Source organism: Mycolicibacterium austroafricanum (genome assembly GCF_000612725.1).
GTDB classification, from domain to species: domain Bacteria; phylum Actinomycetota; class Actinomycetes; order Mycobacteriales; family Mycobacteriaceae; genus Mycobacterium; species Mycobacterium austroafricanum.
In genome coordinates this window covers 616,808-642,401 of the sequence record NZ_HG964450.1, presented here as the reverse complement: position 1 = coordinate 642,401, position 25,594 = coordinate 616,808, and the positions used below count along the sequence as shown (strand labels likewise).

Genomic DNA, 25,594 nt, shown 5'->3' with positions numbered 1-25,594 from the left:
GACGCGAAGGACTGCGATGCCGGCAATCGTGCTCATCGGCGCCCAGTGGGGTGACGAGGGCAAAGGTAAGGCCACCGACCTCCTTGGTGGACGTGTCCAGTGGGTCGTCCGCTACCAGGGTGGCAACAACGCCGGGCACACCGTGGTGTTGCCCACCGGGGAGAACTTCGCGCTTCACCTGATTCCGTCGGGGATCCTCACCCCGGGCGTGACCAACGTGATCGGCAACGGCGTGGTCGTCGACCCCGGTGTGCTGCTCACCGAGCTCAAGGGGCTCGAGGAGCGCGGCGTGGACACCGAGCGGCTGCTGATCTCCGCCGACGCACATCTGCTGATGCCCTACCACGTCGCGATCGACAAGGTGGTTGAGCGCTACGCGGGCAGCAAGAAGATCGGCACCACCGGCCGAGGTATCGGACCCTGCTACCAGGACAAGATCGCCCGTCAGGGCATCCGCGTCGCCGACGTCCTCGACCCGGCGCTGCTCGCCGAGAAGATCGAGGGCGCGCTGGAACTGAAGAACCAGGTGCTGGTCAAGATCTACAACCGCAAGGCGCTCGATCCCGCGGAGGTGGTCGAGAACCTGCTCGAACAGGCCGAGGGTTTCAAACACCGCATCGCCGACGCGCGGCTGCTGCTCAACGAGGCGCTCGAGCGCAACGAGACGGTGCTGTTGGAGGGCTCGCAGGGCACCCTGCTCGACGTCGACCACGGCACGTATCCCTTTGTCACATCGTCGAATCCGACGGCAGGTGGCGCGTCGGTGGGATCCGGTATCGGGCCCACCCGGATCACCACCGTGCTGGGAATCCTGAAGGCCTACACCACCCGCGTCGGTTCCGGTCCGTTCCCCACCGAGCTGTTCGACGACCACGGCGCCTATCTCGCCAAGACCGGAGGCGAGGTCGGTGTCACCACGGGCCGGGCGCGCCGCTGCGGGTGGTTCGACGCCGTCATCGCCCGCTATGCGACCCGGGTCAACGGCATCACCGACTACTTCCTCACCAAACTCGACGTGCTGTCCAGCCTGGAGACCGTGCCGATCTGTGTCGGCTACACCGTGGACGGCAAGCGCACCGACGAGATGCCCATGACCCAGAGCGACATCGCGCGTGCCGAGCCGATCTACGAGGAACTGCCCGGCTGGTGGGAGGACATCAGCGCCTGCCGTACGTTCGACGAACTGCCCGCCAAGGCGCGCGACTATGTCCTCCGGTTGGAAGACCTTGCCGGAGCCCATGTCTCGTGCATCGGCGTGGGTCCGGGCCGCGATCAGACCATCGTGCGACGCGACGTCCTGGCCACACCGTGACCGACTTCGGGCTGGATCCGCGACGCGTCGACCCCGAATACGACCGCCACGGCGGGTTCCCGGTGTTCGAGGCCGCCGATCCCGGGCCGGGTTTCGCGCGTTTCCTCGCCGCGATGCGGCAGGCGCAGGATCTCGCCGTTTCGGTGAACCCGGACCCGGACACCTGGGATGACGCCGCCGACCGGGTCGAGGAACTGGTCAAGCTGCTCGATCCGTACCGGGCCGGCGAGGGTGTCGGACCGGCAAACCGGGTGCCCTCGTTGCCGGGTGCCGGCAGCCTGCTGATGCCGCCGTGGACGGTGACCAGGTTCGAGGCCGACGGCGTCGAGCTGGAGGTCACGTTCAGCCGCTACCACGTGGGCGGCAACTCCGCCGTGCACGGCGGGGTGCTGCCGTTGTTGTTCGACTCGATGTTCGGCATGGTCATCCACGCGACCGGCCGTCCGATCAGCCGTACCGCGTTCCTGCACGTGGACTACCGCAAGGTGACGCCGATCGACACCGTGCTGACGGCGCGGGGCTGGCTGCGGGATACCGAGGGGCGCAAGGCGTTCGTCAACGCCGAGCTTCTCGACGCCGACGGCAATGTGCTGGCCGAGTCGAACGGGCTCATGATCAGGCTGCTGCCCGGGCAGCCGTAACGGACGCCTCTGGGGGAGGTCGGGATGGGGTTACGCGAGTTCCTCCTCATCTGGTGGCGACAGCCGCACGAATTTGATTGGACCGCAAGATATTTCCGCTCCCGCGGACTGCTGCGGCTGCATCAGGTGTTCATCGGGTGCTTCTCGCTGCTGTACGGCCTGACTGCGCTGCTGACCGTGGTGTGGGCCTATTACGACGGGGGATCGGTCGCGGCTCGCGTCCTGGTGATCGCGATCGCGGTCAGTTCCTGTGTGCTCGGCGTGATCTGGATCTTCGGCCCGTGGCCCACCGAGGGGCAATCCGTGGCGTTCGCGGTGTACGCCGATGTCGCGGTGGTCGTGGTCATCGCCTGCTACCAGGACGCGTTCACCGCGATGCCCGGGCTGGCGCTGCTGGCGGCCAACGGGATCTACATCGTCGTGGTGCACGGTCCGCGGGCACTGGTGCTGCATCTGGCGTTCTCGACGGCGGTGTTCGCGGTGACCTACGGGTTGGCGATCGCCCAGGCCACCGCGCCGGTGTCGGTTGTCACGGTGCGTCTGCTCGTGCTGTTGCCGACGGTCATCGGTGTCCCGGTCATCGTGCAGTCGTACCTGTCGGCCCTGCGGATGGGCGCCGTCGACGCGCTGCACGACCCGCTGACCCGGTTGTACAACCGGCGTGGGCTCGACGTCCACCTCGCCGAACTGGTGGCGCCCGGCGGCGTGCAGATCGGGGTGCTGGCCCTCGACATCGACAAGTTCAAGGCGATCAACGACGGCCACGGTCACGACGCCGGTGACCGGGTGCTGGTCGGGGTGGCCGAAGCCGCCCGCGCCGCGGTCACGGATCTGGGGGTCCGGTCGGTGACCGCCCGCACCGGCGGCGAGGAGTTCGTCGTCGTGGTCGAGGGCGGGACTCAGACGGTCCGGCGCCTTGCGGCGCTGCTGCACGCCGAGGTGGCGCGCTGCGACGCGGCGGCCGTTCCCACGGTGAGTATCGGGGCGGCCGCGGCGCGTGTCGACGGCGACCTCGAAAGTGCCGTGCGCACCATGATCGAGCTGGCCGATGCGGCGATGTATCGCGCCAAGCATGCCGGCGGCAACCAGACCGTGATCGTCGACGACGCCGTTGCTGCCGGAGATTGAGGGTCGGCCGTGCCAGCATGAGGCAATGACCACGCATCCGGCGGACCGCCACCTGCGTTACCTGACCACGCCGCGCGCCGCGGCGTTCGCCGGCGTGCTGTTCGCGCTGTTGTTCGGTGTGGCACTGGTGATCATCCGCACGTCGGTGCCCGGTTCCGAACACCGGCTCCGGATCGCCGTGGTGCTGATGCCGTTCGCCGGCATCGCGTTCCTGTGGTTCATCGGGGTGATCCGAGACGGGCTGGGTGCGCTGGAGGACAAGTTCTTCTCGACGGTCTTCATCGGCAGCGGGCTGCTGTTCCTGGCGATGATCTTCGCGTCGACGGCCGTCGGGGCAGGCCTGATCGCCGCCAGAAAGCACTCCGGGCTGGGTGATGCCCGCACGGAGGTCACGGAGTTCGGCCACGCGCTGCTGGTCTCGCTGTCCGACACCTACGCGCTACGGATGGCCGCGGTCTTCATGATTTCGCTGGCCACCATCTGGCTGCGGACCCGGCTCATGCCGATCTGGCTGGTGATCGTGACCTACGTTGTGGCCCTGTGCGTCTTGGTCGGCAGCGACATCACCGCGTGGATGACGGTGGCGTTCCCGGTCTGGGTGCTCATCGTCAGCCTGCTTCTGCTCGCGCGCGCGGGCGTCATCGATCTTCCAGACGAAGAGCGCTCGCCGGACACAATTTGACCGCTTCCCGCGCGTGCTCGGCCGCGTCGCCGGTGACGTCGTCTTCGAGCACGACGACGATGCCGTCGTCGTCCTGGTCGAACACCTCACGGGCGACCATCACGCAGTTGCCGGCCTGGATGCACAGCTCGCGGTCCGCTGAAACCCTCATCTACCAGGTCACCTCCAACGATTTCAGACCGTAGATGAAATGGAACGATCGGAACGGCGCATCGTCGAACTCGACCGCAGGCGCCAGCGTCGGAAAGCGGCGCAGCAGTGCGGGGAACGCGATCTGCATCTCCATCCGGGCCAGCGGCGCGCCGAGGCAGTGGTGCACCCCGTGCCCGAACGCCAGGTGCCCCAGCGCTCCCCGGGTGATGTCGAAAACCTCAGGACGCTCGATGAATTCGTTGTCGCGGTTGCCCGACGGCAGCGACGCGAACACCAACTGCCCGGCCGGGATCGCGACGCCGGCGATCTCGACTTCGGTGGTGGTGATGCGCGGGATCGCGGTGTGCACGATCGACAGCCAGCGCAGCAGCTCCTCCACCGTCGGCGCCACCGCGTCCGGGTCGTCACGCACCGCGGCGAGCTGGTCGGGGTGGCGCAACAGCGCAAGGGTGCCCAGCGCCAACATGTTCGAGGTGGTCTCGTGGCCGGCCAGCAGGAGCAGGCCGGCGATCCCGACCAGTTCGTCGTCGGTCAGCTCGGTGCCGTGTTCGCGTACGAGCATCCCGAGGATGTCGTCGCCGGGACGGGTCCTGGCTCCCGCGACGAGGCTGCTCATGTAGGCGCGCCCCTCCCGCACCAGCTCGATGCGCTCGGGGATCGGGATGGACAGGTCGAGTTGGCGTGCGCTGCGCCGCTGGAAGTCGTCGCGGTCGGCGTACGGCACACCGAGCAGCTCGCAGATCACCAGGGACGGGATCGGCAGCGCGAAGTGCTCCACCAGGTCGGCTGAGGCTTCTCCGTCCCGGGCCGCCGCCAACGCGTCCAGTTGCGCGTCGACGATTTCGGCGATGCGGGGCTGCAGCCGCCTCATCCGCCGGAGCGTGAACTCGGGGGTGAGCATGCGGCGCAGCCGTTGGTGCTCGGGAGGGTCGAGTCCGAGCAGGTTTCCGGCACGGCTGCGCGCCTGTTCGTCCTCGTCGATCGGGGGCGCCCCGGGAACCACGAAGCCGGGCGGGCGGCTGTTGGAGAACCGCGTGTGGTCCGACAGCACGGTCTTGACGTCCTCGTAGCGGGTCACGAGGTACGCCGACATCCCGAAGGCGCTGGTGATCACCCGCACGCCCTCGGTCTCGCGGATCTCGCGCAGCTGCGGCGTGGGATCGAACCCGTCGCGCCGCATGTGCACCGGCGGCAGGTCGGGGCGGACGGCCTGGCTCATCTCTCGACGCTACCCGCCGGAGGAGGCGTCCTCGCGCAGTGCGGGCCACCAGATCCGGGGGCCGATGAGCGTGAACAGCGCGGGGATGATGACGGTGCGCACGACGAAGGTGTCGAGCAGGATGCCCAGGCCGACGATGATGCCGACCTGGGTCAGCACGATCAGCGGCAGCACCCCGAGCACGCAGAACACCGCCGCCAGCACGATGCCCGCGCTGGTGATCACCGCGCCGGTCGCCGACACGGCGCGCACGATGCCGTCGCGGGTCCCGTGCTCGGGTGTCTCCTCGCGTGCCCGGGTCACCAGGAAGATCGTGTAGTCCACGCCGAGCGCCACCAGGAACAGGAAGGCGAACAGCGGGGCGGTGTAGTCGAGGGCGGGGAACCCGAACACGTGCACGCTCGCCCAACCGCCGAGACCGAGCGCGGCCAGTGCGCTGAGCACCGTCACCCCGACCAGCACCAGCGGTGCCAGCGCCGAGCGCAGCAATGGGTAGAGCACCAGCAGCACGACGACCAGGATCGCGGGGATGACGACGGCGCGGTCGTGGGCGGCGGCCGAGGCCGCGTCGCGCGCGGTGGCGTCGGACCCGCCCACCAGCGCGTCGGGATCCACCCGGTGGACCGAATCACGAAGCGCATCAACGGTTTCAAACGCCTCGTCAGATGCCGGGGCGGCCTGCAGGACCACCGACCACTGGCTCACCCCACCGGGTCCGTTCCCGGCGGCAACGGCCGACACCACGCCGGGCGTCTCGGTGATGGCGCGCTGCACGTCGGAGGCCCGCTCGGTCGAGGCGATCACCCGGGCCGGGTCGGTCAGGCCGCTGGGGAAGTGCGCCGCCAGTGTTTCGAAACCGCTGACCGACTCGGCCTGGACGCGGAACTGTTCGGTCTGCGACAGCCCGACCGGAGTGCCGAGGAGTCCGGTGCACAGCAGGGCCAACCCGCCGATCGACACGATGGCGACCCGGGCGGGCCGGCGCGCGACGGCGGCGGCCACCCGGTGCCAGACCCCGCTGTCGGTCAGCGGTCTGGCCCCGACCTGCGGGATGAACGGCCAGAACAGCTTCCGCCCGAACACGCCGAGGGCGGGGGGCAGCACCAGCAGCACGAACACCGCGGCGATCACCAACCCCGAAGCGGCCTGCACACCGAGGCTGCGGGTGCTCGGCGACGACGCGAACAGCAGAGTCAGCAGCGCCAGTACCACCGTGGCATTGCTGGCGATGATCGCCGGCCCGGCGCGACGTACCGCGGTGTCCAGCGCGTCACGGTGGGATTCGCTGCGCCCCAGTTCTTCCCGATAGCGCGAGATCAGCAGCAGCGCATAGTTGGTGCCGGCGCCGAAGACCAGCACGCTGGTGATTCCCCCGGTGGACCCGTCCGGGCTCATGCCGAGTGTCTCGGCGACGGCCGCCCCGGCGACGGCGGCGACCCGGTCGGCGAACCCGATCACCAGCAGCGGCACCAGCCACAGCACCGGTGAGCGGTAGGTCACGATCAGCAGCAGAGCCACCACCGCCGCGGTGACCGCCAGCAGCGTCACGTTCGCCCCCGAGAACGAGTCGGCGATATCGGCGCCGAAAGCCGGTCCGCCCGTCACCTCGGCACGCAGATCCTGCGGCAGTCCGTCGGTGGCCGCGGCGCGCACCTCCTTGACCTTGTCGGTGAGCGCGAACCCCGAAAGGTCGGCCGACAGCGGAACCGTCGCCACCGCCGCCTGACCGTCCTCGGAGACCTGCGTGGGCGGGCCTCCGGTGCCGGCGCTGCCTGCGACCGTGAGCATGCGGTCCCGGGCCGAGTCCACCGCGGCGACGTCGGCGGGGGTCAGCGGAGCGGCGTCGGTGCGGGTTACCACCAGGATGGCGGGCACCAGGTCCCCGCCGGGCAGGGCCGCCCGGGCGGCGTCGGCGCGGGCGGACTCCGCCTCGGGCGGCACGATCAGCGGTGACTGCGAACCGGAGTCGCCGCTGCCCAGCAGGCCCATCAGGGCACCGGAGAGCAGGACGAGAAGGAGCGCGACCACCCAGGAGTATCGACGGCGCATCATTCCAACATTTCAGAATATTAATGATTAATCAATTGAAGTTTCTCGCTATGGTGGGTGCGTGCAGGATGTCGACCGGGTGGCACTGGAGGCGTCGATCGCCGCCGACATGCGGGCGCTGACCGCGGAGTCGGACCGGATCGGCCATCGCTTCGCGGGCCTGCATGCGTTGACACCCAACGACTTCCGGGCCCTCCTGCACGTCATGGTCGCCGAGAATGCAGGTACACCGTTGACGGCGGGTGAGCTCAGGAAGCGGATGGGCACCTCGGGCGCAGCGATCACGTATCTGGTGGAGCGGATGAACGCCTCCGGACACCTGCTGCGCGAATCCGATCCGAGCGACCGCCGCAAGGTGATGCTGCGGGTTGCCGACCACGGCATGGACGTGGCCCGCGAGTTCTTCACACCGCTGGCCGATCACGTCCACGAAGGGCTGGCCGGCCTCCCGGACGGCGACCTCACGGCCGCTCACCGGGTGTTCACCGCGCTGATCGACGCGATGAGCACATTTCGGGCGGCGCTCAGCGCCGATTCCGGCGGTCCGTCTGGCAGGCTGGAAAACCGATGAGTGATCCATCGAGGAGTGACACGAACCCCGACACGGTCCTGCTGCTCGGCGCGGGCGAGCGCAGCAGTGAGCTTGCGCTGGCATTCCGGCATCTCGGTGCCGACGTCGTCACGGTGACCGACCACGGCGAGACGCAGGCGCTGACGGCGCTGATCGACGAGCGTAAACCCCGGTATGTGATCGCCGACGCCGCGACGGTGGCGACGGACGCCCTGATCGCCGTCGCCGAACAGGACGACGTCGAGGTGTTCCCCACGCCGCGAGCCACCCGGCTGTCCCTCGACGGTGAGGGCTTGCGCCGGCTCGCCGCCGACGAGTTGGGCCTGCCCACCGCGCCCTTCTGGTTCGCCGGGTCGGTGGAGGAACTGACCGCGATCGCGGCGCATGCCGGGTTCCCGATGGTGGTCAAACCGGTCTCGGCGGCACCGGGGGAGGGCGAGTCGGTACTGTTGCGCCCCGACGATGTCGAGCCCGCGTGGCGCCACGCCACGGCCGCGGGCAGCGTGCAGCGCATCATCGCCGAGACCGTGGTCGAGGTCGACTTCGAGGTGACGCTTCTGACGGTGCGCACCACCGGCGCGGCCGGCCCCACCGTGCACTTCTGCGAACCGATCGGGCACCACCGCAACGACGGCGACGCGCTCGAAGCATGGCAGCCGCAACAACTTTCACCGGCGGCGCTGGACTCCGCGAAGTCGATCTCGGCCCGCATCGTCAACTCGCTCGGTGGGCGGGGGGTCTTCGCGGTGGAACTGCTGGTGCGGGGCGACGAGGTGTACTTCTCCGACGTCCGGCCCCGACTGCAGGACAGTGGCCTGGTGACGCTGCGCTCCCAGCGGCTGTCGCAGTTCGAACTGCACGCGCGGGCCGTTCTCGGGCTACCCGTCGACACCATCATGATCTCGCCCGGCGCCGTCGAGGTGAGCTACACCGACGGAGAGGGGCACGCGGCGCCCGACCGTGAGATCCGTGCGGTGCTGGCCGATGCGCTCGCGGTCGCCGAGAGCGACGTGCGCCTGTTTCCGGCCGCGGCGGCCGGCGGCGGCGAAACGCCCTGGCTCAGTTGGTCCACGGCCACCGCGCAGGATCCCATCGTGGCGCGCGATCGCGCCCGCCGCGTCGCGACAGCCGTGCGCAGGCTCCGGTGACAGAGCCCGACGAGACCTCGAGTGGCCGCGCCGTGGCCCCGTTCCTGGGGGCACTGAGCATCATTGTCGCCGTCGTGATCGGAATCTGGTTGTTCAACGTCTTCTCCGGTGACGGACTGACCGACGAAGCGCTGATCGCGCGCGCCACCTCCGGGCAGAACGACGCTCTGCAGCGCGCGGACTACTCCGACCTGCAGGCCTTCACGTGCGCCGAAGCGCGCGAAGATGAGGCGGAAGTGCTTGACCGGCAACGTGACTCGGTGGAGAAGCGGGGCAACCGGTTCGTCGAGAAGGTGGCCGGTGTGGTCATCGACGGTGACCGGGCCACCGCCGACATCACCTACTACTTCGAGAAGAATCCCGACGCCAAAGAGACCGTCGAGATGACCTTCGCCCGCGAGGGCGGGACCTGGAAGGTCTGTTCGACCGGCCCCAGCTAGCTGTGGGACACTCACGACCGTGAGCTATGCCGGAGACATCACGCCTGAGCAGGCATGGACGATCCTGAACGAGAACCCCGCTGCGGTGCTCGTCGACGTCCGCACCGACGCCGAGTGGCGGTTCGTCGGGGTGCCCGACCTGTCCAGCCTCGACCGCGATGTCGTCTACATCGAGTGGAGCCGCACCGACGGCACGCGAAACGACGGCTTCGTCGACGATCTTCTGGAAAGGATCGGGGGCGCCGGTTCGGACACGGAGCGGCCCGTGGTCTTCCTGTGCCGTTCCGGCAACCGCTCCATCGGTGCTGCGAAGGCGGCCACCGAGGCGGGTGTCGCGCCCTCCTACAACATCCTCGACGGGTTCGAGGGCAACCCCGACGAGAACGGGCACCGCGGTGTCACCGGGTGGAAGGCGGTCGGACTGCCCTGGAGGCAGTCATGACGGAGGTGCCTTCGGTGCGGATTCCGGCGGCGCTGCCGGACGGGGTGAGCCAGGAGACCATCGGCGTGCGGGGCGGGTTGCTGCGGTCCGGGTTCGAGGAGACCGCCGAGGCGCTGTACCTGACCTCGGGGTATGTCTACGAGTCCGCCGCCGCCGCGGAGAAGGCGTTCACCGGCGAGATCGACCGCTACGTGTACTCGCGCTACGGCAACCCGACCGTCTCGATGTTCGAGGAGCGGTTGCGCCTGATCGAGGGTGCGCCCGCCTGCTTCGCCACCTCGTCCGGCATGTCGGCGGTGTTCACCGCGCTCGGTGCGCTCCTGGGGGCCGGTGACCGGCTGGTGGCCGCGCGCAGCCTGTTCGGCTCCTGCTTCGTCGTGTGCAACGAGATCCTGCCACGCTGGGGCGTGGAGACGGTGTTCGTGGACGGCGACGACCTCTCGCAGTGGGAGCAGGCCCTTTCGGTGCCCACCCAGGCGGTGTTCTTCGAGACCCCCTCGAACCCGATGCAGTCGCTGGTCGACATCGCGGCGGTCTGTGAGCTTGCGCATGCCGCCGGCGCGAAGGTGGTGCTGGACAACGTCTTTGCCACCCCGATCCTGCAGCAGGGGTTTCCGCTGGGTGTCGACGTGGTGGTGTACTCGGGCACCAAACACATCGACGGGCAGGGTCGGGTGCTCGGCGGGGCGATCCTCGGCAGCAAGGAGTACATCGACGAGCCGGTGCAGAAGCTGATGCGCCACACCGGTCCGGCGCTGAGCCCGTTCAACGCGTGGACCCTGCTCAAGGGCCTGGAAACCCTGTCGCTGCGGGTGCAGCACCAGAACTCGTCGGCCCATCGCATCGCCGAGTTCCTCGAACAGCATCCCTCGGTGAGCTGGGTGAAGTACCCGTTCCTGGAGTCACACCCCCAGTACGACCTGGCCAAGCGTCAGATGACCGGCGGCGGCACCGTGGTGACGTTCGAGCTCGCCAGCGCCGGCGGAGCCGGCAATCCAGACGCGGCCAAGGAGCGGGCCTTCGAGGTGCTCGACAAGCTGCAGATCATCGACATCTCCAACAACCTCGGCGACGCGAAGTCGTTGATCACCCATCCGGCCACGACGACGCACCGGGCGATGGGGCCGGAGGGACGCGCCGCGATCGGGCTCGGTGACGGGGTCGTGCGGATCTCGGTCGGGCTGGAAGGCACCGAGGACCTACTCGCCGACCTGGACCGGGCGCTCGGGTAGTTGTCCAGGCGCTCGGACCAGAAGAAGGCCCGCCGCAACAAGCGGCGGGCCGCCCGCGACGAGGCCTGGGTTCCGGCGCGTGTCGTCGAACAACTCGAAATCGCCTCGGATCTTGAGGAATTCGACGCCAAGCTGACCGAACGCGGGTGGGAGTTCGCCGAAGACGACGGAAACTCGGCTGACGAGACAGGCGTGGCGTGGTACTGGCCGCCGTCGGAAGCCGACGTGGCAGACGAGGACGAGACCGTCAACGTGACGGTGGTGCTGCTCACCCCGGAGGACGGCGGCGAGACCGCGCACGTCGTCTTTGTCGGAATGTCGGACGACTACCAGTTCAATCTCGACGAGCTGTTCGAGCACCTCGACGTGATCGAGGCGTATCGACACGGCGATCCACCACCGGTTTTCTGAGCCGCCGAAATTGCATTCCAGCAGGGCCTTTAGCGGATTCCGGCTGCGTACCTACATTTTCGGCGAGGGTTTGTGCTCCGATCCCTCGACCACGCCGAGTGCGGACTGGGCGCGCTGTTCGTAGCCCTGCCGCTTGGTGGTGTCGAACTCGAGGAACACCCGGTCCAGGCCCAGCTTCCTGCTCAGCCAGCGCCGGCCGCGGGGTGGCAGCATCTGGGCGGCCTGCGCGGTGAACCGCAGCGGCGGGGGCACCGACACGTGGGTCTTGGGTTTGTTCAGCGTCTTCACCACCGCCGCGGCGATGTCTTCGGGCTCGACGGGCTTGAGCGCCCCGCTGGACGTGGTGCCCGAGATCAGGTCGGTGTTGGTGAACGGGGGCATGATCACCGAGACGTCCACGCCCTGCGGTGCGACCTCGTCGGCCAGCGCGGTCGACAGGCCCACCACGCCGAACTTCGCGCCGACGTAGACGACCTGGCCGGGCACCGGGATGAGGCCGGACAGCGACGCGATGTTGATGATGTGGCCGCGCCTGCGGGCGATCATGTCGGGCAGCGCCAGCTGACACCCGGTGATGACGCCGTAGAGGTTCACCTCGATCGACGAGCGGATCGACTGCTCGGACTGGTCCAGGAACGGGCCGATCGGCATCACGCCCGCGTTGTTGATCAGCACGTCGACATGGCCGCCACCGTCGGTGCGCGCCTTGTCGAGGAACGTCGCGAACGAGTCCCGGTCGGTGACGTCGAGCGGGTAGCCCGACACCGGCCCGAGCTTGGTCAGCTGTGCGACCGCAGACTCCTGCAGTGCGACGTCGCGGTCGCCGATGACCACGCGCGCCCCGCGCCTCAGGAGGGCCTCGGCGGTCGCATATCCGATGCCGCGGGCGGCCCCGGTGATCGCGATGGTCTTGCCCCGGATGTTGTCCATGCGGGCGAACTTTACACGTGTCAAGTTTTGGTGTGAAGGGGTGGTTTCAGGGGGTCATTCGATGACATCATCGGTCGCGGGCCCGAACAGGCATAGATGGCCGAGCACCGGGGCCGGGTCGGCCGACCAGTCCATCCGGGCCAGTTGTGCCGGACTGCGGCGTCCGGTGCGCCAGCGCAGTGACTCGAACCGCGTTGTGCGAAGCACTATTTCGTGGCCATCGGGTGGGCCGCTGCGATAGTCGGCATCCTCGGTGACGACCCGCAGGGGGACCGGGCTCTCCAACATCGTGAGCAGTCGGTCCGCCGTCCACCGCACTGATGCCGCGTCCCGGGCGCCCGGCCGGTCGACGGCGCCGCGGATGTCGTGCTCGTGACAGGCGATGTCGCCCAAAGGTGGTACGAACCCGGCGGTTTCGGAAAGGCGATGGAGTCGTTCGGATGTGGCGGACCAGGTGTCGAGCAGTCGCGCGTTGTCCTGACCGGCGAACCTCGCGACGTGCTCGGCCGTCTCGTCGTCGGTCGGAGCTCCAGTCAGAGACCCGTCCCCCCAGTCCTGAGCCACCGCCGTCATGTGGGCGACGACGTCGCGGACGGACCATCCGGGGCACGCCGCTACGGGCCGCGCCCACGCCTCCGGTTCCGTCAGCAGTCCCGCGATTCGCGCCCGGGTGTCCTGGTAGATGTCATCGATCAGCACAGTGGCCCCCGCACGACTCGGCCGTGTCATAGGAATCGTGGTGGCGCCACCACTGATACGGCGCCGTCTGGGGGTAGCCGGGAGGCGAGTCCTCCCACTTCTCCTGACGGCCCAGTGCCGTGATGTCCAGGAAGTTCCACGTGTTGACGAACGCCTCGTCACCCCGCCCGTCGACGAAGTAGGTGCGGAACACCTGACCGTCGAGGCGGATGAACGCGTTCGTGCCGTGCCACTCGTCCACGCCGAAGTCGGCGTCGAACCAGTTCCCATCGCCGGGAACCATGGTGTACCAGGGAATGTTCCAGCCCATCTGTCTCTGAATCCTCGCAAGGTCGGCCTGTGGCGCGCGGGAGGTGTAGACGAGCGTGGTGTCGCGCGCGTTGAGGTGCGACAGGTTCGGAATGTGGTCAGCCATCAGGGAACAGCCCACACAGCCGTGTTCGGGCCAGCCGCTCACGCCCGGATCCATGAAAGCCCGGTACACGATCAATTGCTTACGTCCGGCGAACAGGTCGAGCAGAGTGGCCGGGCCTTCCGGTCCTTCGAACCGGTACTCGCGCTCCACGAGCGTCCATGGCATCCGCCTACGCAGGGCCGCCATGGCATCGCGGGCTTTGGTGAACTCCTTTTCCCTGACCAACATTTCCGAGCGGGCGGTGTCCCAGTCCTGGGCCGACACGATCTGGGGTGTCTTCACGATCGATCCAATCATTAAACATGTCAGTTGAATATTGGTTCCATCAGGACACCACGGTTGGCGGCTATAGTCAACAGAATGGTTGAAGATCTGGTGCTGGACCGGGCCTACGCCGCGCTCGCCGATCCCACCCGCCGCAGATTGCTCGAGGCGCTGCGTACCGGCGATGCACGCATCACCGATCTGGCGGCGCCACTGCCGATGACCTTCGCTGGGGTGTCCCGTCACATCGGCGTGCTGGAATCCGCCGGCCTGGTGCGACGGGAGGTGCGCGGGCGCGAGCACTGGTTGTCGCTGCAGCCCGACGGTCTGTCGGACGCCCGCCGATGGATGGACGAGCAGACCGAGTTCTGGTCGGCGCGTGCGGACGCGTTGTCGGAGCGGTTGCGTAAGAAGGCGCGCGGCCGGTGAGCGGCGGACCGGTCGTGCGCGTGCGGCGGGTGATGCCGGCCACCCCCGACGTGGTGTTCGACGAATGGCTCGATCCGGAGGCGCTCGCGGACTGGATGTGCCCCCGGCCGTCCCGGTGTGTTGCGATCACGATCGAGGCCCGTGTCGGCGGACGGGTGCGATTCGATGTGGACGACGGCGACGACGGACCCCTGGTGCTGATCACCGGACAGTTTCTCGACGTCGATCGGCCGAATCGGTTGAGCTTCACCTGGAGCCACTCGGGCTGGTCGGACCCGACGGCGCAGAGCATCGTCGACGTCCAATTCGTGCCGCATGGCGATGACGCGACGCTGATGTCCATCGAACACTCGCTGCTGCCGCAGGAAGCGTTCGACGACCACGAGCACGGATGGACGCTCACCGCCGAGCAACTCGGGCACCGGCTCGCGAGCAGACGGGCCGCGACGGAAATGCGGGAACCCGACACCCGGTGACGACGCCGCGCGGGAAATTGCGGAGAGCCCGACCTACGTTGGACAGTGTCGTGATGTCCGTGCAGACAGTGGGTGAGTTGCGCTTCGTGGCGGTGGGTCAGGACGACCCACTCGCCGCTCCGTTGATCGACGAACTCGCCGTCGAGTACGCCGACCGCTACGGCGGCTCACGCGACAAAGTGCATGCCTGGTTGCGCGGTTATCCGGCCGCCGAGTTCGAGGCTCCCGGCGGCGGCCTGCTTATCGGACTGCTCGACGGGCAACCGGTGACCGGCGGCGCGTTCCGGCGCTTCGACGACACCACGGCCGAACTCAAACGCATCTGGACCGACGCCCGGTACCGCAGGCGAGGGCTCGGGCAGGCCCTGGTGTCCCGCCTCGAAGCCGACATCGCCGCGCGAGGCTACTCGCGGATCTACCTGACCACCGGTGACCGCCAGCCCGAAGCCGAGGCGCTGTACTCGTCGCTCGGATACCAGCGCCTCGAGGAGCCGCTGCCCGCCGAGGGGGAGGTCTACGCGATCGCGTTCCTCAAGGAGCGGCACTGACCGGGTCCACGATGCGCCGCGCCACCGACCTATAGGCTTGCCAATGTGTCGCAGGCGACCGTTGGCTGGTTGATGCTGGCGGCTGCCGCCCTGACATTCGCTCTCGGCGGGCTGTCCCGCCTGCTCGTCGGCCGCCACCGGGACAGCGGGGCGGTGCGCCTGCTCGTGCGGGTGTTCCGCCGCACGGGGCTCGCCCGGGTTCTGTTCGGGCGCTTCGAGTCCGACGTCCTCGACGACGACGAACTCGACACGATGATCCTCATGCCGTCGATCGTCGTCGCCTGCGGGCTGGCGCTGACCGCCCTGTTCCTGCTGGGCTACGAGACGCTTGCCTGATTCACGGCTCCGCCGTGGTTGCCTGATTCACGGCTCCGCCGTGGTTGCCTGATTCACGGCTCCGCCGTGGTTGCCTGCGCGACCGCGTCCCTCACCGGTCCGCGCCACACCGGCCCGTGGCCGGGCAGCATCACCTCGGTGTCGAGCATGCCAAGAGCCTCGAGGCTGCGCAGACAGGCGACCTCGTCGTGGTTGAACACCGACGGCAGCAGCTGCGGTCCGCGGCGCCGCGAAACGGGGTGGCCGGTGATCAGCGCGTCGCCGCTGACCAGCACGCCGTCCACCACGTAGGAGCAGTGTCCGCCGGTGTGCCCCGGCGTCGGGACGCACACCGGCGCCCCGGGAAGTCCCGCGGCGATGTCCTCGCTCAGCGCCGCGGTGGTGGGGATGCCCGTGCGGTCCAGGCCGCCCTTGCGGATGAGCGTCAGCGACCACTTCAGCCACCTGGGCTGCCAGGCATGCGCGGCGACGGCCAACGGCGACGCCTGCTCGAGGTACTCGCGCTTGGCATGGCCGACCTCGTCGGCATGGCAGTAGACGGGGGTACCGTGCTCGCGGGCGAACCACATCGCGGACCCGAAGTGGTCAATGTGCGCGTGGGTCAACAGGATTGCGCGGACATCGGCCGCCCCGAAGCCGAGCCGTCCCAGCGATTCCAGCACTTCTTCCCGGTGCCCCGGGTAGCCGGTGTCGATCAACAGCACGCCGCCGTCGTCGGCGACCAGGGTCCAGTTCACCAGGTCGGTCTGCGCGAAATGGACGCTGTCGGTGATGGCCGTCAGAGCCGTTGCCATGAGCCGAGTGTAGAAACTTATCTATGGCTGAACTGAAACTGGGCTACAAGGCGTCGGCGGAGCAGTTCGCGCCACGGGAACTCGTCGAGCTCGCTGTCGCTGCCGAAGAGCACGGCATGGACAGCGCGACGGTCAGCGATCACTTCCAGCCCTGGCGGCACGAGGGCGGCCATGCGCCGTTCTCGCTGGCGTGGATGACCGCGGTGGGCGAGCGCACCAAGCGGCTGCAGCTGGGCACGTCGGTGCTCACCCCGACCTTCCGTTACAACCCGGCGGTGATCGCCCAGGCGTTCGCGACGATGGGCTGCCTGTACCCGGGCCGGATCTTCCTCGGCGTGGGCACCGGTGAGGCGCTCAACGAGATCGCCACCGGCTACGAGGGGGACTGGCCCGAGTTCAAGGAGCGCTACGCGCGGCTGCGTGAATCGGTGCGGCTGATGCGCGATCTCTGGCTCGGCGACCGGGTTGATTTCGAGGGCGAGTACTACAAGACCAAGGGCGCCTCCATCTACGACGTGCCCGAGGGCGGCATCCCGATCTACATCGCCGCTGGCGGGCCCCAGGTCGCCAAATACGCCGGGCGGGCGGGCGACGGCTTCATCTGCACCTCCGGCAAGGGCGAGGAGCTGTACAAGGACAAGCTGATCCCCGCGATGCGCGAGGGGGCCGAGGCGGCGGGCAAGAATCCCGACCACATCGACCGGATGATCGAGATCAAGATCTCCTACGACACCGATCCCGAGCTGGCCCTGGAGAACACCCGCTTCTGGGCGCCGCTGTCGCTGACCGCCGAGCAGAAGCACTCCATCGACGATCCGATCGAGATGGAGAAGGCCGCCGACGCGCTGCCGATCGAGCAGGTCGCCAAACGCTGGATCGTCTCGTCAGACCCCGACGAGGCCGTCGCCAAGGTCGCCGAATATGTCGGCTATGGACTCAATCATCTGGTTTTCCACGCACCCGGGCACGACCAGAAGCGTTTCCTGGAACTGTTCAAGCGCGACCTGGAACCGAGGCTGCGCAAGCTCGGCTGAGCACCGGCGCAGCGAGATGGTCCGCATTCTCGCGACCGTGGCGGGGCTGGGTGCCCTGGCCGTCGGTCTGGTGGCGTTCGGTGCGCGTTGGCTGCCGATCTCCGGGCACCCGAGCCTGATCGTCGCGGCAGCCTCGCCGTATCTCGCGGTCGCGGCGCCGGTGGCGATGCTGTTGCTGGTGCTGGGCAGGCGCTGGATGCTGACCCTGGTGGCGGTGGCGCTGACCGTGGCGCTGATGTGGGTGTACGTGCCGCGCTATCTGGGATCTTCGGATGCGGACGTCGCGGCGGTCGACCTGCGGGTGCTGACCGCCAACCTCGGTATGGGCCAAGCGGATCCGGCCGCGTTCGTCGCTTTGGCCGGTGCCGCGGCCGACGTCGTCGCGGTACAGGAGATGACGCAGGAAGCGGCCGACGGGTTGGCGGCGGCCGGGATGGACACCGCCTTCCCACACCGGGTGATCGTGCCCGCGCCGATGGCGTCCGGCATCGGGATCTGGAGCCGCCACCCCATCGTGCACTCCGGACGCATCGACGGTTATGCGCTGCCGATGGTGGGCTCCCGGATCCGGATTCCCGGCGTGCGCGTCGACACCACCGTGCTTTCCGTTCACCTGGCCGCGCCGTGGCCTATGCCGATTGCGGCGTGGCAGTCCGACCTCGCGCTGTTCCCCGACACGCTGCGTGAGGTCGGCCGTAGCGCAGGCGCGGGCGCGGTCATCGTGGCGGGCGACTTCAACGCCACCGCCGATATGGCGCCGTTCAACCGGTTGCTGGACCAGGGATACGGCGACGCCGGTCCCGAGGCCGGCGCGGGCCTGGCACGCACCTATCCCGGCCGCGGGATGCGGCCGCCACTGCTGGGCATCGACCACATCCTGACGAAGAACTGCTCCGCCGCGACCGCCGAGACCGTGGTGGTGCCCGGTGCCGACCATCGCGGACTGCTCGCCACGCTGCGGGTCCCGGTGGACATGACCGCCAGTTGACAGGCAGGCTTTGACACGTGCCTGACGCCACGACGGGAGCCACCTCCTCGATCTACCTCGCGTCGCCGGAAGGCGACACCGGAAAATCGACGATCGCGCTGGGCATCCTGCACCGGCTCTCGGCCACGGTGGCCAGGGTCGGGGTTTTCCGGCCGATCACCAGGATGGGCGAGAGCCGGGACTACATCCTGGAGTTGCTGCTCGACCACACCACCGCGGGACTGCCGTACGAGGACTGTGTCGGGGTCAGCTATCAGCAACTGCACGACGACCCCGACGCGGCGCTGGCTGAGATCGTCGACCGCTTTCACCGCGTCGCCGACCGGTGCGACGCGGTTCTGGTCGTCGGAAGTGACTACACCGACGTCGCCGCGCCGAGCGAGCTGTCCGTCAACGCGCGCATCGCCGCCAACCTCGGTGCGCCGGTGGTGCTCGCGGTCAAGGGCAAGGACCGCACCGCCGAGCAGATCCTCCAGGTCGTCGACGTGTGCATCAACGAGATCGCCGTCCAGCACGCCCACACCGCCGCCGTGGTGGTAAACCGTTGTGACCCGACCCTGTTGGTCGACGTCGCCGAGGCCCTGGCGGGTATCGGACCGCAGAGCTACGTGCTGCCCGAAGAACCCCTGCTGGTCGCGCCGTCGGTCTCCGAACTGCGCAGCGCGGTCGAAGGCCACCAGGTGCAAGGGGACCCGGCGCTGCTCGACCGCGAAGTGCTCGACGTCCTCGTCGCGGGCATGACGGCCGAGCACGTGCTGGAGCGGCTCACCGAAGGCGTCGCGGTCGTCACCCCCGGCGACCGGTCCGACGTGGTGTTGGCGGTGCTCAGTGCCCATGCCGCAGCAGGATTCCCATCGCTGTCGGCAGTCATTCTGAACGGCGGGCTCACGTTGCATCCTGCGATCGGATCGCTGGTGTCGGGCCTGGGGCTGCGGCTGCCGGTCATCGAGACCAGACTCGGCACATTCGAGACCGCCAGCCGGATCGCCGCGACCAGGGGACGGGTCACCTCGACGTCGCATCGCAAGATCGACACCGCGCTGACATTGATGGACACCTACGTCGACACTGCGGAACTGTTGGCGCACTTGGCCATTCCGATTCCCACCGTGGTCACCCCGCAGATGTTCACCCACCAGCTGCTTGAGCGGGCCCGCTCCGACCGCAAGCGCATCGTGCTTCCGGAGGGCAACGACGACCGCATCCTCAAGGCCGCGGGTCGACTGCTGCACCGCGGCGTGGCCGACCTGACGATTCTCGGCGAGGAGGCCCGGGTCAGGGCACGCGCGGCGGAGCTCGGCCTGGACCTGTCCAGCGCGGTGGTGCTCGATCCGCAGACCAGCGAGCTGTGTGATCGGTTCGCCGAGCAGTACGCGGCGTTGCGCGCACACAAGGGCGTCACCGTCGAGCAGGCCCACGAGATCATCAAGGACGTGTCGTACTTCGGCACCATGCTGGTGCACAACGACCTGGTCGACGGCATGGTCTCCGGCGCGTGCCACACCACGGCGCACACGATACGGCCGGCGTTCGAGATCATCAGGACGGTGCCCGGCGTCTCCACCGTGTCGAGCATCTTCTTGATGTGCCTTGCCCACGAGGTGCTCGCCTACGGCGACTGCGCGATCGTGCCCGACCCCACCGCCGAACAACTTGCCGACATCGCGATCTCCTCGGCGCGGACCGCCGCGCAGTTCGGCATCGAGCCGAAGGTGGCGATGTTGTCGTACTCGACGGGTACCTCGGGCACCGGTGCGGACGTGGACAAAGTCAGGAAGGCGACGGAACTGGTGCGGACACGCGCGCCCGAGCTGCTGGTCGAGGGGCCGATCCAGTACGACGCCGCGGTGGAACCGTCGGTGGCGATGACGAAGATGCCCGACTCGAGGGTGGCCGGGCATGCCACCGTGCTGATCTTCCCGGACCTCAACACCGGCAACAACACCTACAAGGCGGTTCAGCGCAGTGCGGGTGCCATCGCGATCGGGCCCGTGCTGCAGGGCCTGAACAAACCCGTCAACGACCTGTCGCGGGGCGCCCTGGTGGAGGACATCGTCAACACCGTGGCCATCACCGCGATCCAGGCGCAGGGGTGACGGCGATGTCGCGGTCGGTGCTGGTGCTCAACTCCGGTTCGTCGTCGGTCAAATACGCAGTGCTCAACCCGGATTCGGGTGTGCTGGTCGCCGACGGGATCGTCGAGCGGATCGGCGAGCAGAGTTCTGACGCGCCGGCAGTGGCCGACCATGCCGCGGCGATGCAGATGGTGTTCGACTCGCTGGCCTCCGACGGCCACCGGCTCGACGATCTCGGGCTGGTCGCGGTCGGGCACCGAGTCGTGCACGGCGGTCAGGACCTGTACCGGCCGACGGTGGTCGACGACGCCACCATCGAACGGTTGAAGGAGCTGTCCCCCCTTGCGCCGCTGCACAATCCACCGGCGATCCTGGGGATCGAGGTGGCCCGCAAGGCACTGCCCGACCTGCCGCACATCGCTGTGTTCGACACCGCGTTCTTCCACGACCTGCCGCCGGCGGCGGCCACCTATGCGATCGACGCCGAGGTGGCCGGGCCCTGGCACATCCGCCGCTACGGTTTCCACGGCACGTCGCATCAGTACGTCAGTGAACAGGCGGCCGCATTCCTGGACGTCCCGCTCGAGTCGCTGAGCCAGATCGTGCTGCACCTGGGCAACGGTGCGTCGGCGTCGGCCATTCTGGGTGGCAGGCCCGTGGAGACTTCGATGGGCCTGACCCCGATGGAGGGGTTGGTGATGGGGACGCGATCCGGGGACGTGGACCCCGGTGTCATCTTCTATCTGTGGCGGACCGCGGGCATGACCGTCGAGGACATCGAGGCGATGCTCAACCGGCGGTCAGGGGTGCGCGGGCTGGGCGGCGAGATCGACTTCCGGCTGCTGCACCGGCGCATCGAATCCGGCGACGCGGCCGCGCAACTGGCCTACGACGTGTACATCCATCGGCTGCGCAAGTACGTCGGCGCCTACCTGGCGACCCTCGGCTCGGTCGATGTCATCACCTTCACTGCGGGCGTCGGCGAGAACGACGCGGCGGTGCGCCGGGACGTGCTGTCCGGACTGACGGCCTTCGGCATCGAACTCGACGAGCACCTCAACGCGAGCCCCGCGCGGACGGCCCGCCGCATCTCGCCCGACGGGGCACCGATCACCGTGCTAGTCGTGCCGACTGACGAGGAGCTTGCGATCGCTCGGGCGTGTGCGGGAGTACTTGGCGGCCGTCTCGGCCACGGGTAGCTCGCGCACCGGGTCGCAGATCCTCAACAGCCGGCGGACATGCGTTCCCGCGAGCAGGCTCCAACGCACACCGCGTCGGGCGCAGACGACGTTGATGTTGGACAGTGCGGCAAACCCCGAGGCGGCGAAAAACTCCACTGTCTGCAGGTCGAGGATCAGCTTGCGCGCCCCGCCGAGGCGCTTCTCGATATAGCAGGCCAGGGCCATGCTGTTGGTCGCGTCGACCTCACCGTGGATCGTCACGAGCACCGTCGACGGGGGCAGCTCGCAGGCGGAGAACGTCGCGCGATGATGCTCCTCGCGCAATTCGAACGACGTCGGATCCGGTCGGAACACCCGCTGGGTGCTGGATGCGGGCAATGGATCGGATATGGACATTTAGCACACTCCCTCAGACGAAATCAGCTGAGAACCGTGATTCGTGCTGTGGGTGAAGTCAGGGATCGGGGCCCTCGCGTCTCAAAGCTGCGCCGATGACGTCACCTTAGTAGTGCAGCCACGTTACTACGGAATCCGTTGCTTGAACAGATCTTGAACAGAATCCCGTCGATGTACTTCTAGCTGGCACTTTGTCGGCGGTGAACCCCGGCAATCGGCACACTGCGGGGGTGCCGTGAGCTGCGGGGAGACAGCCAGCAACGGAATTCGTCGTTGCTGGCTGCGTCGGCTAGAACGTCGACATGGGTCGCACGCTGTTGGCCAGGTCGACCAGCGCGTAGCGATGCGCCTGTGTCGGCGCCACCCTGGCCAGGCTTCGCAGCGACGCCTCCACACCCAGCGCCAGCCCGTGCTCGGTGAACGGGAAACCGAGGATGTGGTTGGTGCTGGCGGTGTTGTCGGCGAGCCAGTCCATCGCGGTCCCCAGCACCAGCGCCCGTATCTGCAGCACGCGGGGCTCGGTGTCAGGCAGGGCCTCCACCCGACGCGCGGCGTCGCGGATGTGCTGCTCGGTGATCTCGCTGCTGGACCGCCCGGACAGCAGTGTCACCGCGCTGGTCAGCCGTGCGGTCGTGAAATGCCTTGAGGTGGCTGGCACTTCGTCCAGCGTGCGGACCGCCGCGTCTCGGTCCCCGGCCGCCGACTGCGCCCTGGCCAGCCCGAATCCCGCCGAGATGACCCCGTTGTCGGTGGACCACACGGTGTTGTAGAAATTGTGCTCGTCTGCGGTCCCGGCGAGTTCGGCGGTGGCCGCCAACGCCAGCTTCGGGGCCAGCTCGCCGGGCAGGGTGTCCAGGACCTCGTTGAAATGCTTTGTCGCCGAGTCATAGTCGGCGGTCAGCAGTTCGGAGACGGCGCGGAACCAGACAAGGCGCCAGCGCCACCCGACCCGGTCGGCCAGGTCGTCGAGCTTGCGGGTGGCCTTGGCGACGTCGCCCAGATCCAGCAGCGCACGCACCTCCATCAACGGCAACTCCACCGATTCCGACAGGTCGATGCCCTCGGAGTCGAGCGTTCCGTGGCGTGCTGCGCGCAGCGAATCCAGAGTCTGCACCGGCTGACTCAGCACGATCGCCGAGAGTATCGTCGCTCCGACGTCGGTGGGGTCGACCAGCGGCACCTGAAGCGCTCTGACGATCTCCTGGGCGGTGAGCTTCTCGGAATGCACCTGCCCGTCCAGGTACACGTCGGTGTGAGCGACGAGCAGGTCCACGCCGAACGTCGACCGTGACCGGCTGAACACCGTCGACAAGCCAGGCCTCGGCACACCGGAGTCCTTGGCGACCACCTCGCGCAGCACACCCATCAGCTGGCTCGACATCTCCTCCGCGCTCTGGAAACGCCGTCGCGGATCGGGGTCGATCGCGCGCCGCAGCAGCCTGCCGAACGAGTCGTAGGTGGCCAGCACCGGGTCGTCTTCGGGCAGCCCGTCGACGTAGCGCCCCTTGCGGGTGCGCAACTTCAACGTCAGCGCCGCCAGCGTCCGGCCCACCGTGTAGATGTCACTGGCCACCGTCGGGCCGGTGCGCACGATCTCGGGGGCTTGGTAACCCGGTGTGCCGTAAAGGTATCCGAACGAGTTGATCCGCGACACGGCGCCGAGGTCGATGAGCTTGAGCTGGTCCTCGGTGACCATGACGTTTTCGGGCTTGAGGTCGTTGTAGACCAGCCCGATCGAATGCAGATGGCCCAGCGCGGGCATGATCTCGAGCATGAAGCCGATCGCCTCGGCGACCGGCAGCCGGGTGCTCTTCTGCGCGGTGGCCTGCTTGAGCGACGTGCCGCCGACATACTCCATCACGATGTAGCCGACCGGGTTGCCGTGCTTGTCCTCGTGCTCGACGAAGTTGTAGATCTTGACGATCCCGGGGTGGGTCACCTGCGCGAGGAATTGGCGCTCGGCCATCGCGATGGCCTGCGCCTCGGCGTCGCCGGAATGCACCAGCCCCTTGAGCACCACCGGCCGGTCGTTGACGTTCTTGTCGAACGCCAGGTACACCCAGCCGAGTCCGCCGTGAGCGATGCAGCCCTTGATCTCGTACTGGTCGGCGACGATGTCACCGACATTGAGTTGCGGCAGAAAGGAATACGCGCTGCCGCAGTGCGGGCACCAGCCCTCGGAGAGCGCTCTGCCGTCTTTCGTCGACCGGCCCACCGGTCTGCCGCAGTTCCAGCAGAAGCGTTTCGACTCCGCCACCACCGGATCGGTCATCAACGCCGCCAACGGATCCCGCGCGGGCACTCGCGGGATCTCGACCAGACCACCACCGAGGCGGCGGGTCGGTGACATGTGGCGGGTCACCGTCGTGGTGGTGAGCTGCGGTTCGGTATCCCCGGTGTGCAGCCCGTCGCTGTCGTCTTCGTCGTCGAAGAAGTTGGGCCGGAACACCGCCTGCGTGGCCATCGGCCGCACCGTCGACATCGTGTCGTCGGCGAGGTCTGTGTAGCCGGCCGGCTGGGTGCCCGGTCCCCCGTCGAGATCCTCTGGCTCGGTCATCAGTCCGAGTACCTCGCGGCGGGGGGCGCGGGTGCGGGCCCGAGTACGGTCAACCACTTGCGGTACAGCGTGTTCCAGGTGCCGTCGCGTCGGATGCGCTGCAGCGTGCCGTTGACGAAGCGCACCAGCCCGGTGTTCTCCAGGTTGACTCCGATGCCGTAAGGCTCCTCGTTCATCGACGGCCCCACGATGTGCAGGTAGGGGTCCTGGGACACCAGCCCGGCCAGTATCGAGTCGTCGGTGCTGACCGCGTCGACCTGGCGCTGCTGCAACGCGACCAGGCAGTCCGCCCAGGTGACCACGCCGACGATGATCGGCGGCGGCGTGATCTGCTGGATGCGCTCCAGCGACGTGGTGCCCTTCGCGACGCAGACCCGCTTGCCCGACAGGTCGGACGACTGCCGGATGTTCGAATCCCGCGGTGCCAGGATCCGCTGGTTGGCGGACAGGTAGGCGGTGGAGAAGTTCACCAGCTTCTTGCGCTCACAGGTGATCGTCATCGTCTTGACGACCACGTCGACCTGGTTCTTCTGAAGCGCCTCGATGCGATCCGCCGAAGACAGAATGCGGTATTCCACCTGCGACGGGGTGCCGAAGATGTCGCGTGCGATCTCACCGGCGATGTCGACGTCGAAGCCGGTGATCTCGCCGGTGATCGGGTCGCGGAAGCTGAACAGGTTGCTGCCGATGTCGAGGCCGACGATGAGCCGGCCCCTGGCCTTGATGTTGGCCACCGCCTTCGCGGCGTCCTCCTCGTTGTCGAACGGGCGCAGGCTGGCCAGGGGATCACAGTCGTCGTCCGCGGCGGTCGGTGGACGCGCGGGCTCTGGCGGCATCTCCTGCAGCCCCGCAGGCGTCGGCGGCGCCAGCGTGACACTCGGTGTTGCCACCACCGGCGACGTCTGCGCGCACCCACCCAGCACCAGCACCCCCGCGAGCAGCGCGCCCAGGATCTTCATGCTCATCACCGGCTGTCTGTTCTTCGCGCGAGCGCTCATCACCGGCTGTCTGTTCTTCGCGCGAGCGCTCATCACCGGCTGTCTG

At 68.2% G+C, this 25,594-nt stretch carries 28 protein-coding genes; 18 read left to right on the top strand and 10 right to left on the bottom strand.

Translation table 11 applies throughout. The features are described from left to right. Positions 1 to 16 precede the first annotated feature (16 nt). Genes BN976_RS03180 through BN976_RS03165 form a run of 4 tightly spaced genes read left to right on the top strand, consistent with a single transcriptional unit; the run spans position 17 to position 3,763 of the window. On the top strand, positions 17 to 1,312 hold the full coding sequence (locus BN976_RS03180; protein ID WP_036367814.1) for an adenylosuccinate synthase: 1,296 nt from the start codon (positions 17 to 19) through the stop codon (positions 1,310 to 1,312). After that, entirely contained in the window at positions 1,309 to 1,953 is a 645-nt protein-coding gene (locus BN976_RS03175) for a PaaI family thioesterase (protein ID WP_036367812.1), read from the top strand. Before BN976_RS03180 ends, BN976_RS03175 begins: the two co-directional genes overlap by 4 nt. A 24-nt stretch (positions 1,954 to 1,977) precedes the next feature. Further along, positions 1,978 to 3,081, top strand: coding sequence for a GGDEF domain-containing protein (locus BN976_RS03170; protein ID WP_036367811.1), 1,104 nt, complete (start codon positions 1,978 to 1,980; stop codon positions 3,079 to 3,081). Between the two features lie 25 nt (positions 3,082 to 3,106). Then, positions 3,107 to 3,763, top strand: coding sequence for a hypothetical protein (locus BN976_RS03165; RefSeq protein ID WP_036367809.1), 657 nt, complete (start codon positions 3,107 to 3,109; stop codon positions 3,761 to 3,763). Here BN976_RS03165 and BN976_RS32365 read toward each other — a convergent pair. From BN976_RS32365 to BN976_RS03155, 3 genes are read right to left on the bottom strand one after another with little or no spacing between them, the layout of a single operon-like run. Beyond that, complete coding sequence (locus BN976_RS32365) at positions 3,720 to 3,914, bottom strand: ferredoxin (protein WP_084182182.1); 195 nt, start codon at positions 3,912 to 3,914, stop codon at positions 3,720 to 3,722. The genes BN976_RS03165 and BN976_RS32365 overlap by 44 nt on opposite strands. Next, positions 3,915 to 5,135 carry a cytochrome P450 gene (locus BN976_RS03160; protein WP_036367808.1) on the bottom strand — a complete coding sequence of 407 codons (1,221 nt, stop codon included), beginning with the start codon at positions 5,133 to 5,135 and terminating at the stop codon, positions 3,915 to 3,917. It lies immediately after the preceding gene. Positions 5,136 to 5,144: 9 nt separating this feature from the next. After that, positions 5,145 to 7,184: an MMPL family transporter gene (locus BN976_RS03155; protein WP_036369076.1), complete on the bottom strand. Its 2,040-nt coding sequence runs from the start codon at positions 7,182 to 7,184 to the stop codon at positions 5,145 to 5,147. Positions 7,185 to 7,245: 61 nt separating this feature from the next. On the opposite strand from BN976_RS03155, the gene BN976_RS03150 reads away from it, so the two are divergent. From BN976_RS03150 to BN976_RS03125, 6 genes are read left to right on the top strand one after another with little or no spacing between them, the layout of a single operon-like run. Next, positions 7,246 to 7,755, top strand: a complete 510-nt coding sequence (locus BN976_RS03150; protein ID WP_036367807.1) for a MarR family winged helix-turn-helix transcriptional regulator — start codon at positions 7,246 to 7,248, stop codon at positions 7,753 to 7,755. Further along, complete coding sequence (purT, locus tag BN976_RS03145) at positions 7,752 to 8,903, top strand: formate-dependent phosphoribosylglycinamide formyltransferase (protein ID WP_036367806.1); 1,152 nt, start codon at positions 7,752 to 7,754, stop codon at positions 8,901 to 8,903. The genes BN976_RS03150 and purT overlap by 4 nt, the downstream gene beginning before the upstream one ends. After that, positions 8,900 to 9,343, top strand: a complete 444-nt coding sequence (locus BN976_RS03140) for an Rv0361 family membrane protein (protein ID WP_036367803.1) — start codon at positions 8,900 to 8,902, stop codon at positions 9,341 to 9,343. The genes purT and BN976_RS03140 overlap by 4 nt, the downstream gene beginning before the upstream one ends. Positions 9,344 to 9,362: 19 nt before the next feature. Continuing rightward, complete coding sequence (locus tag BN976_RS03135; protein WP_036367801.1) at positions 9,363 to 9,785, top strand: rhodanese-like domain-containing protein; 423 nt, start codon at positions 9,363 to 9,365, stop codon at positions 9,783 to 9,785. Then, positions 9,782 to 11,017, top strand: a complete 1,236-nt coding sequence (locus BN976_RS03130) for an O-succinylhomoserine sulfhydrylase (protein WP_036367799.1) — start codon at positions 9,782 to 9,784, stop codon at positions 11,015 to 11,017. Before BN976_RS03135 ends, BN976_RS03130 begins: the two co-directional genes overlap by 4 nt. Next, the gene (locus tag BN976_RS03125) at positions 11,018 to 11,428 is read left to right on the top strand and encodes a hypothetical protein (protein ID WP_036367797.1); all 411 of its coding nucleotides are present in this window, start codon (positions 11,018 to 11,020) and stop codon (positions 11,426 to 11,428) included. Between the two features lie 51 nt (positions 11,429 to 11,479). On the opposite strand, the gene BN976_RS03120 is transcribed toward BN976_RS03125, so the two are convergent. Genes BN976_RS03120 through BN976_RS03110 form a run of 3 tightly spaced genes read right to left on the bottom strand, consistent with a single transcriptional unit; the run spans position 11,480 to position 13,754 of the window. Next, entirely contained in the window at positions 11,480 to 12,358 is an 879-nt protein-coding gene (locus BN976_RS03120) for an SDR family oxidoreductase (protein WP_036367795.1), read from the bottom strand. 54 nt (positions 12,359 to 12,412) lie between these two features. Continuing rightward, the gene (locus tag BN976_RS03115; RefSeq protein WP_036367793.1) at positions 12,413 to 13,057 is read right to left on the bottom strand and encodes a maleylpyruvate isomerase N-terminal domain-containing protein; all 645 of its coding nucleotides are present in this window, start codon (positions 13,055 to 13,057) and stop codon (positions 12,413 to 12,415) included. Further along, positions 13,044 to 13,754 carry a DUF899 domain-containing protein gene (locus tag BN976_RS03110; RefSeq protein ID WP_036369073.1) on the bottom strand — a complete coding sequence of 237 codons (711 nt, stop codon included), beginning with the start codon at positions 13,752 to 13,754 and terminating at the stop codon, positions 13,044 to 13,046. Before BN976_RS03110 ends, BN976_RS03115 begins: the two co-directional genes overlap by 14 nt. 78 nt (positions 13,755 to 13,832) lie before the next feature. Here BN976_RS03110 and BN976_RS03105 point away from each other — a divergent pair, with 78 nt between their 5' ends. From BN976_RS03105 to BN976_RS03090, 4 genes are all read left to right on the top strand, one after another. Next, a complete protein-coding gene (locus BN976_RS03105) occupies positions 13,833 to 14,165 on the top strand; it encodes an ArsR/SmtB family transcription factor (protein ID WP_011777968.1) in 333 nt (110 codons plus the stop codon). Continuing rightward, the gene (locus BN976_RS03100) at positions 14,162 to 14,641 is read left to right on the top strand and encodes an SRPBCC family protein (protein ID WP_011777969.1); all 480 of its coding nucleotides are present in this window, start codon (positions 14,162 to 14,164) and stop codon (positions 14,639 to 14,641) included. Before BN976_RS03105 ends, BN976_RS03100 begins: the two co-directional genes overlap by 4 nt. A 53-nt stretch (positions 14,642 to 14,694) precedes the next feature. Further along, positions 14,695 to 15,189, top strand: coding sequence for a GNAT family N-acetyltransferase (locus BN976_RS03095; protein WP_036367791.1), 495 nt, complete (start codon positions 14,695 to 14,697; stop codon positions 15,187 to 15,189). Positions 15,190 to 15,261: 72 nt separating this feature from the next. Then, the gene (locus BN976_RS03090; protein WP_011777971.1) at positions 15,262 to 15,525 is read left to right on the top strand and encodes a hypothetical protein; all 264 of its coding nucleotides are present in this window, start codon (positions 15,262 to 15,264) and stop codon (positions 15,523 to 15,525) included. Positions 15,526 to 15,578: 53 nt separating this feature from the next. On the opposite strand, the gene BN976_RS03085 is transcribed toward BN976_RS03090, so the two are convergent. Continuing rightward, complete coding sequence (locus BN976_RS03085) at positions 15,579 to 16,319, bottom strand: MBL fold metallo-hydrolase (RefSeq protein ID WP_036367787.1); 741 nt, start codon at positions 16,317 to 16,319, stop codon at positions 15,579 to 15,581. 23 nt (positions 16,320 to 16,342) lie between these two features. On the opposite strand from BN976_RS03085, the gene fgd reads away from it, so the two are divergent. From fgd to BN976_RS03065, 4 genes are read left to right on the top strand one after another with little or no spacing between them, the layout of a single operon-like run. Beyond that, complete coding sequence (gene fgd, locus BN976_RS03080; protein WP_036367784.1) at positions 16,343 to 17,353, top strand: glucose-6-phosphate dehydrogenase (coenzyme-F420); 1,011 nt, start codon at positions 16,343 to 16,345, stop codon at positions 17,351 to 17,353. 16 nt (positions 17,354 to 17,369) lie between these two features. Then, positions 17,370 to 18,341, top strand: coding sequence for an endonuclease/exonuclease/phosphatase family protein (locus tag BN976_RS03075; RefSeq protein WP_036367782.1), 972 nt, complete (start codon positions 17,370 to 17,372; stop codon positions 18,339 to 18,341). Positions 18,342 to 18,358: 17 nt separating this feature from the next. Further along, positions 18,359 to 20,437: a phosphate acetyltransferase gene (gene pta, locus BN976_RS03070; protein ID WP_036367780.1), complete on the top strand. Its 2,079-nt coding sequence runs from the start codon at positions 18,359 to 18,361 to the stop codon at positions 20,435 to 20,437. Positions 20,438 to 20,442: 5 nt separating this feature from the next. Beyond that, positions 20,443 to 21,615, top strand: a complete 1,173-nt coding sequence (locus tag BN976_RS03065; protein ID WP_036369070.1) for an acetate kinase — start codon at positions 20,443 to 20,445, stop codon at positions 21,613 to 21,615. Here BN976_RS03065 and BN976_RS03060 read toward each other — a convergent pair. The 3 genes from BN976_RS03060 to BN976_RS03050 form a co-directional block, all read right to left on the bottom strand. Then, entirely contained in the window at positions 21,535 to 21,993 is a 459-nt protein-coding gene (locus tag BN976_RS03060) for an STAS domain-containing protein (protein WP_084182180.1), read from the bottom strand. The genes BN976_RS03065 and BN976_RS03060 overlap by 81 nt on opposite strands. A gap of 289 nt (positions 21,994 to 22,282) precedes the next feature. Then, positions 22,283 to 24,550, bottom strand: a complete 2,268-nt coding sequence (locus BN976_RS03055; protein ID WP_036369067.1) for a serine/threonine-protein kinase PknG — start codon at positions 24,548 to 24,550, stop codon at positions 22,283 to 22,285. Then, positions 24,550 to 25,548: a glutamate ABC transporter substrate-binding protein gene (locus tag BN976_RS03050; RefSeq protein ID WP_036367776.1), complete on the bottom strand. Its 999-nt coding sequence runs from the start codon at positions 25,546 to 25,548 to the stop codon at positions 24,550 to 24,552. Before BN976_RS03050 ends, BN976_RS03055 begins: the two co-directional genes overlap by 1 nt. Positions 25,549 to 25,594: the final 46 nt, after the last annotated feature.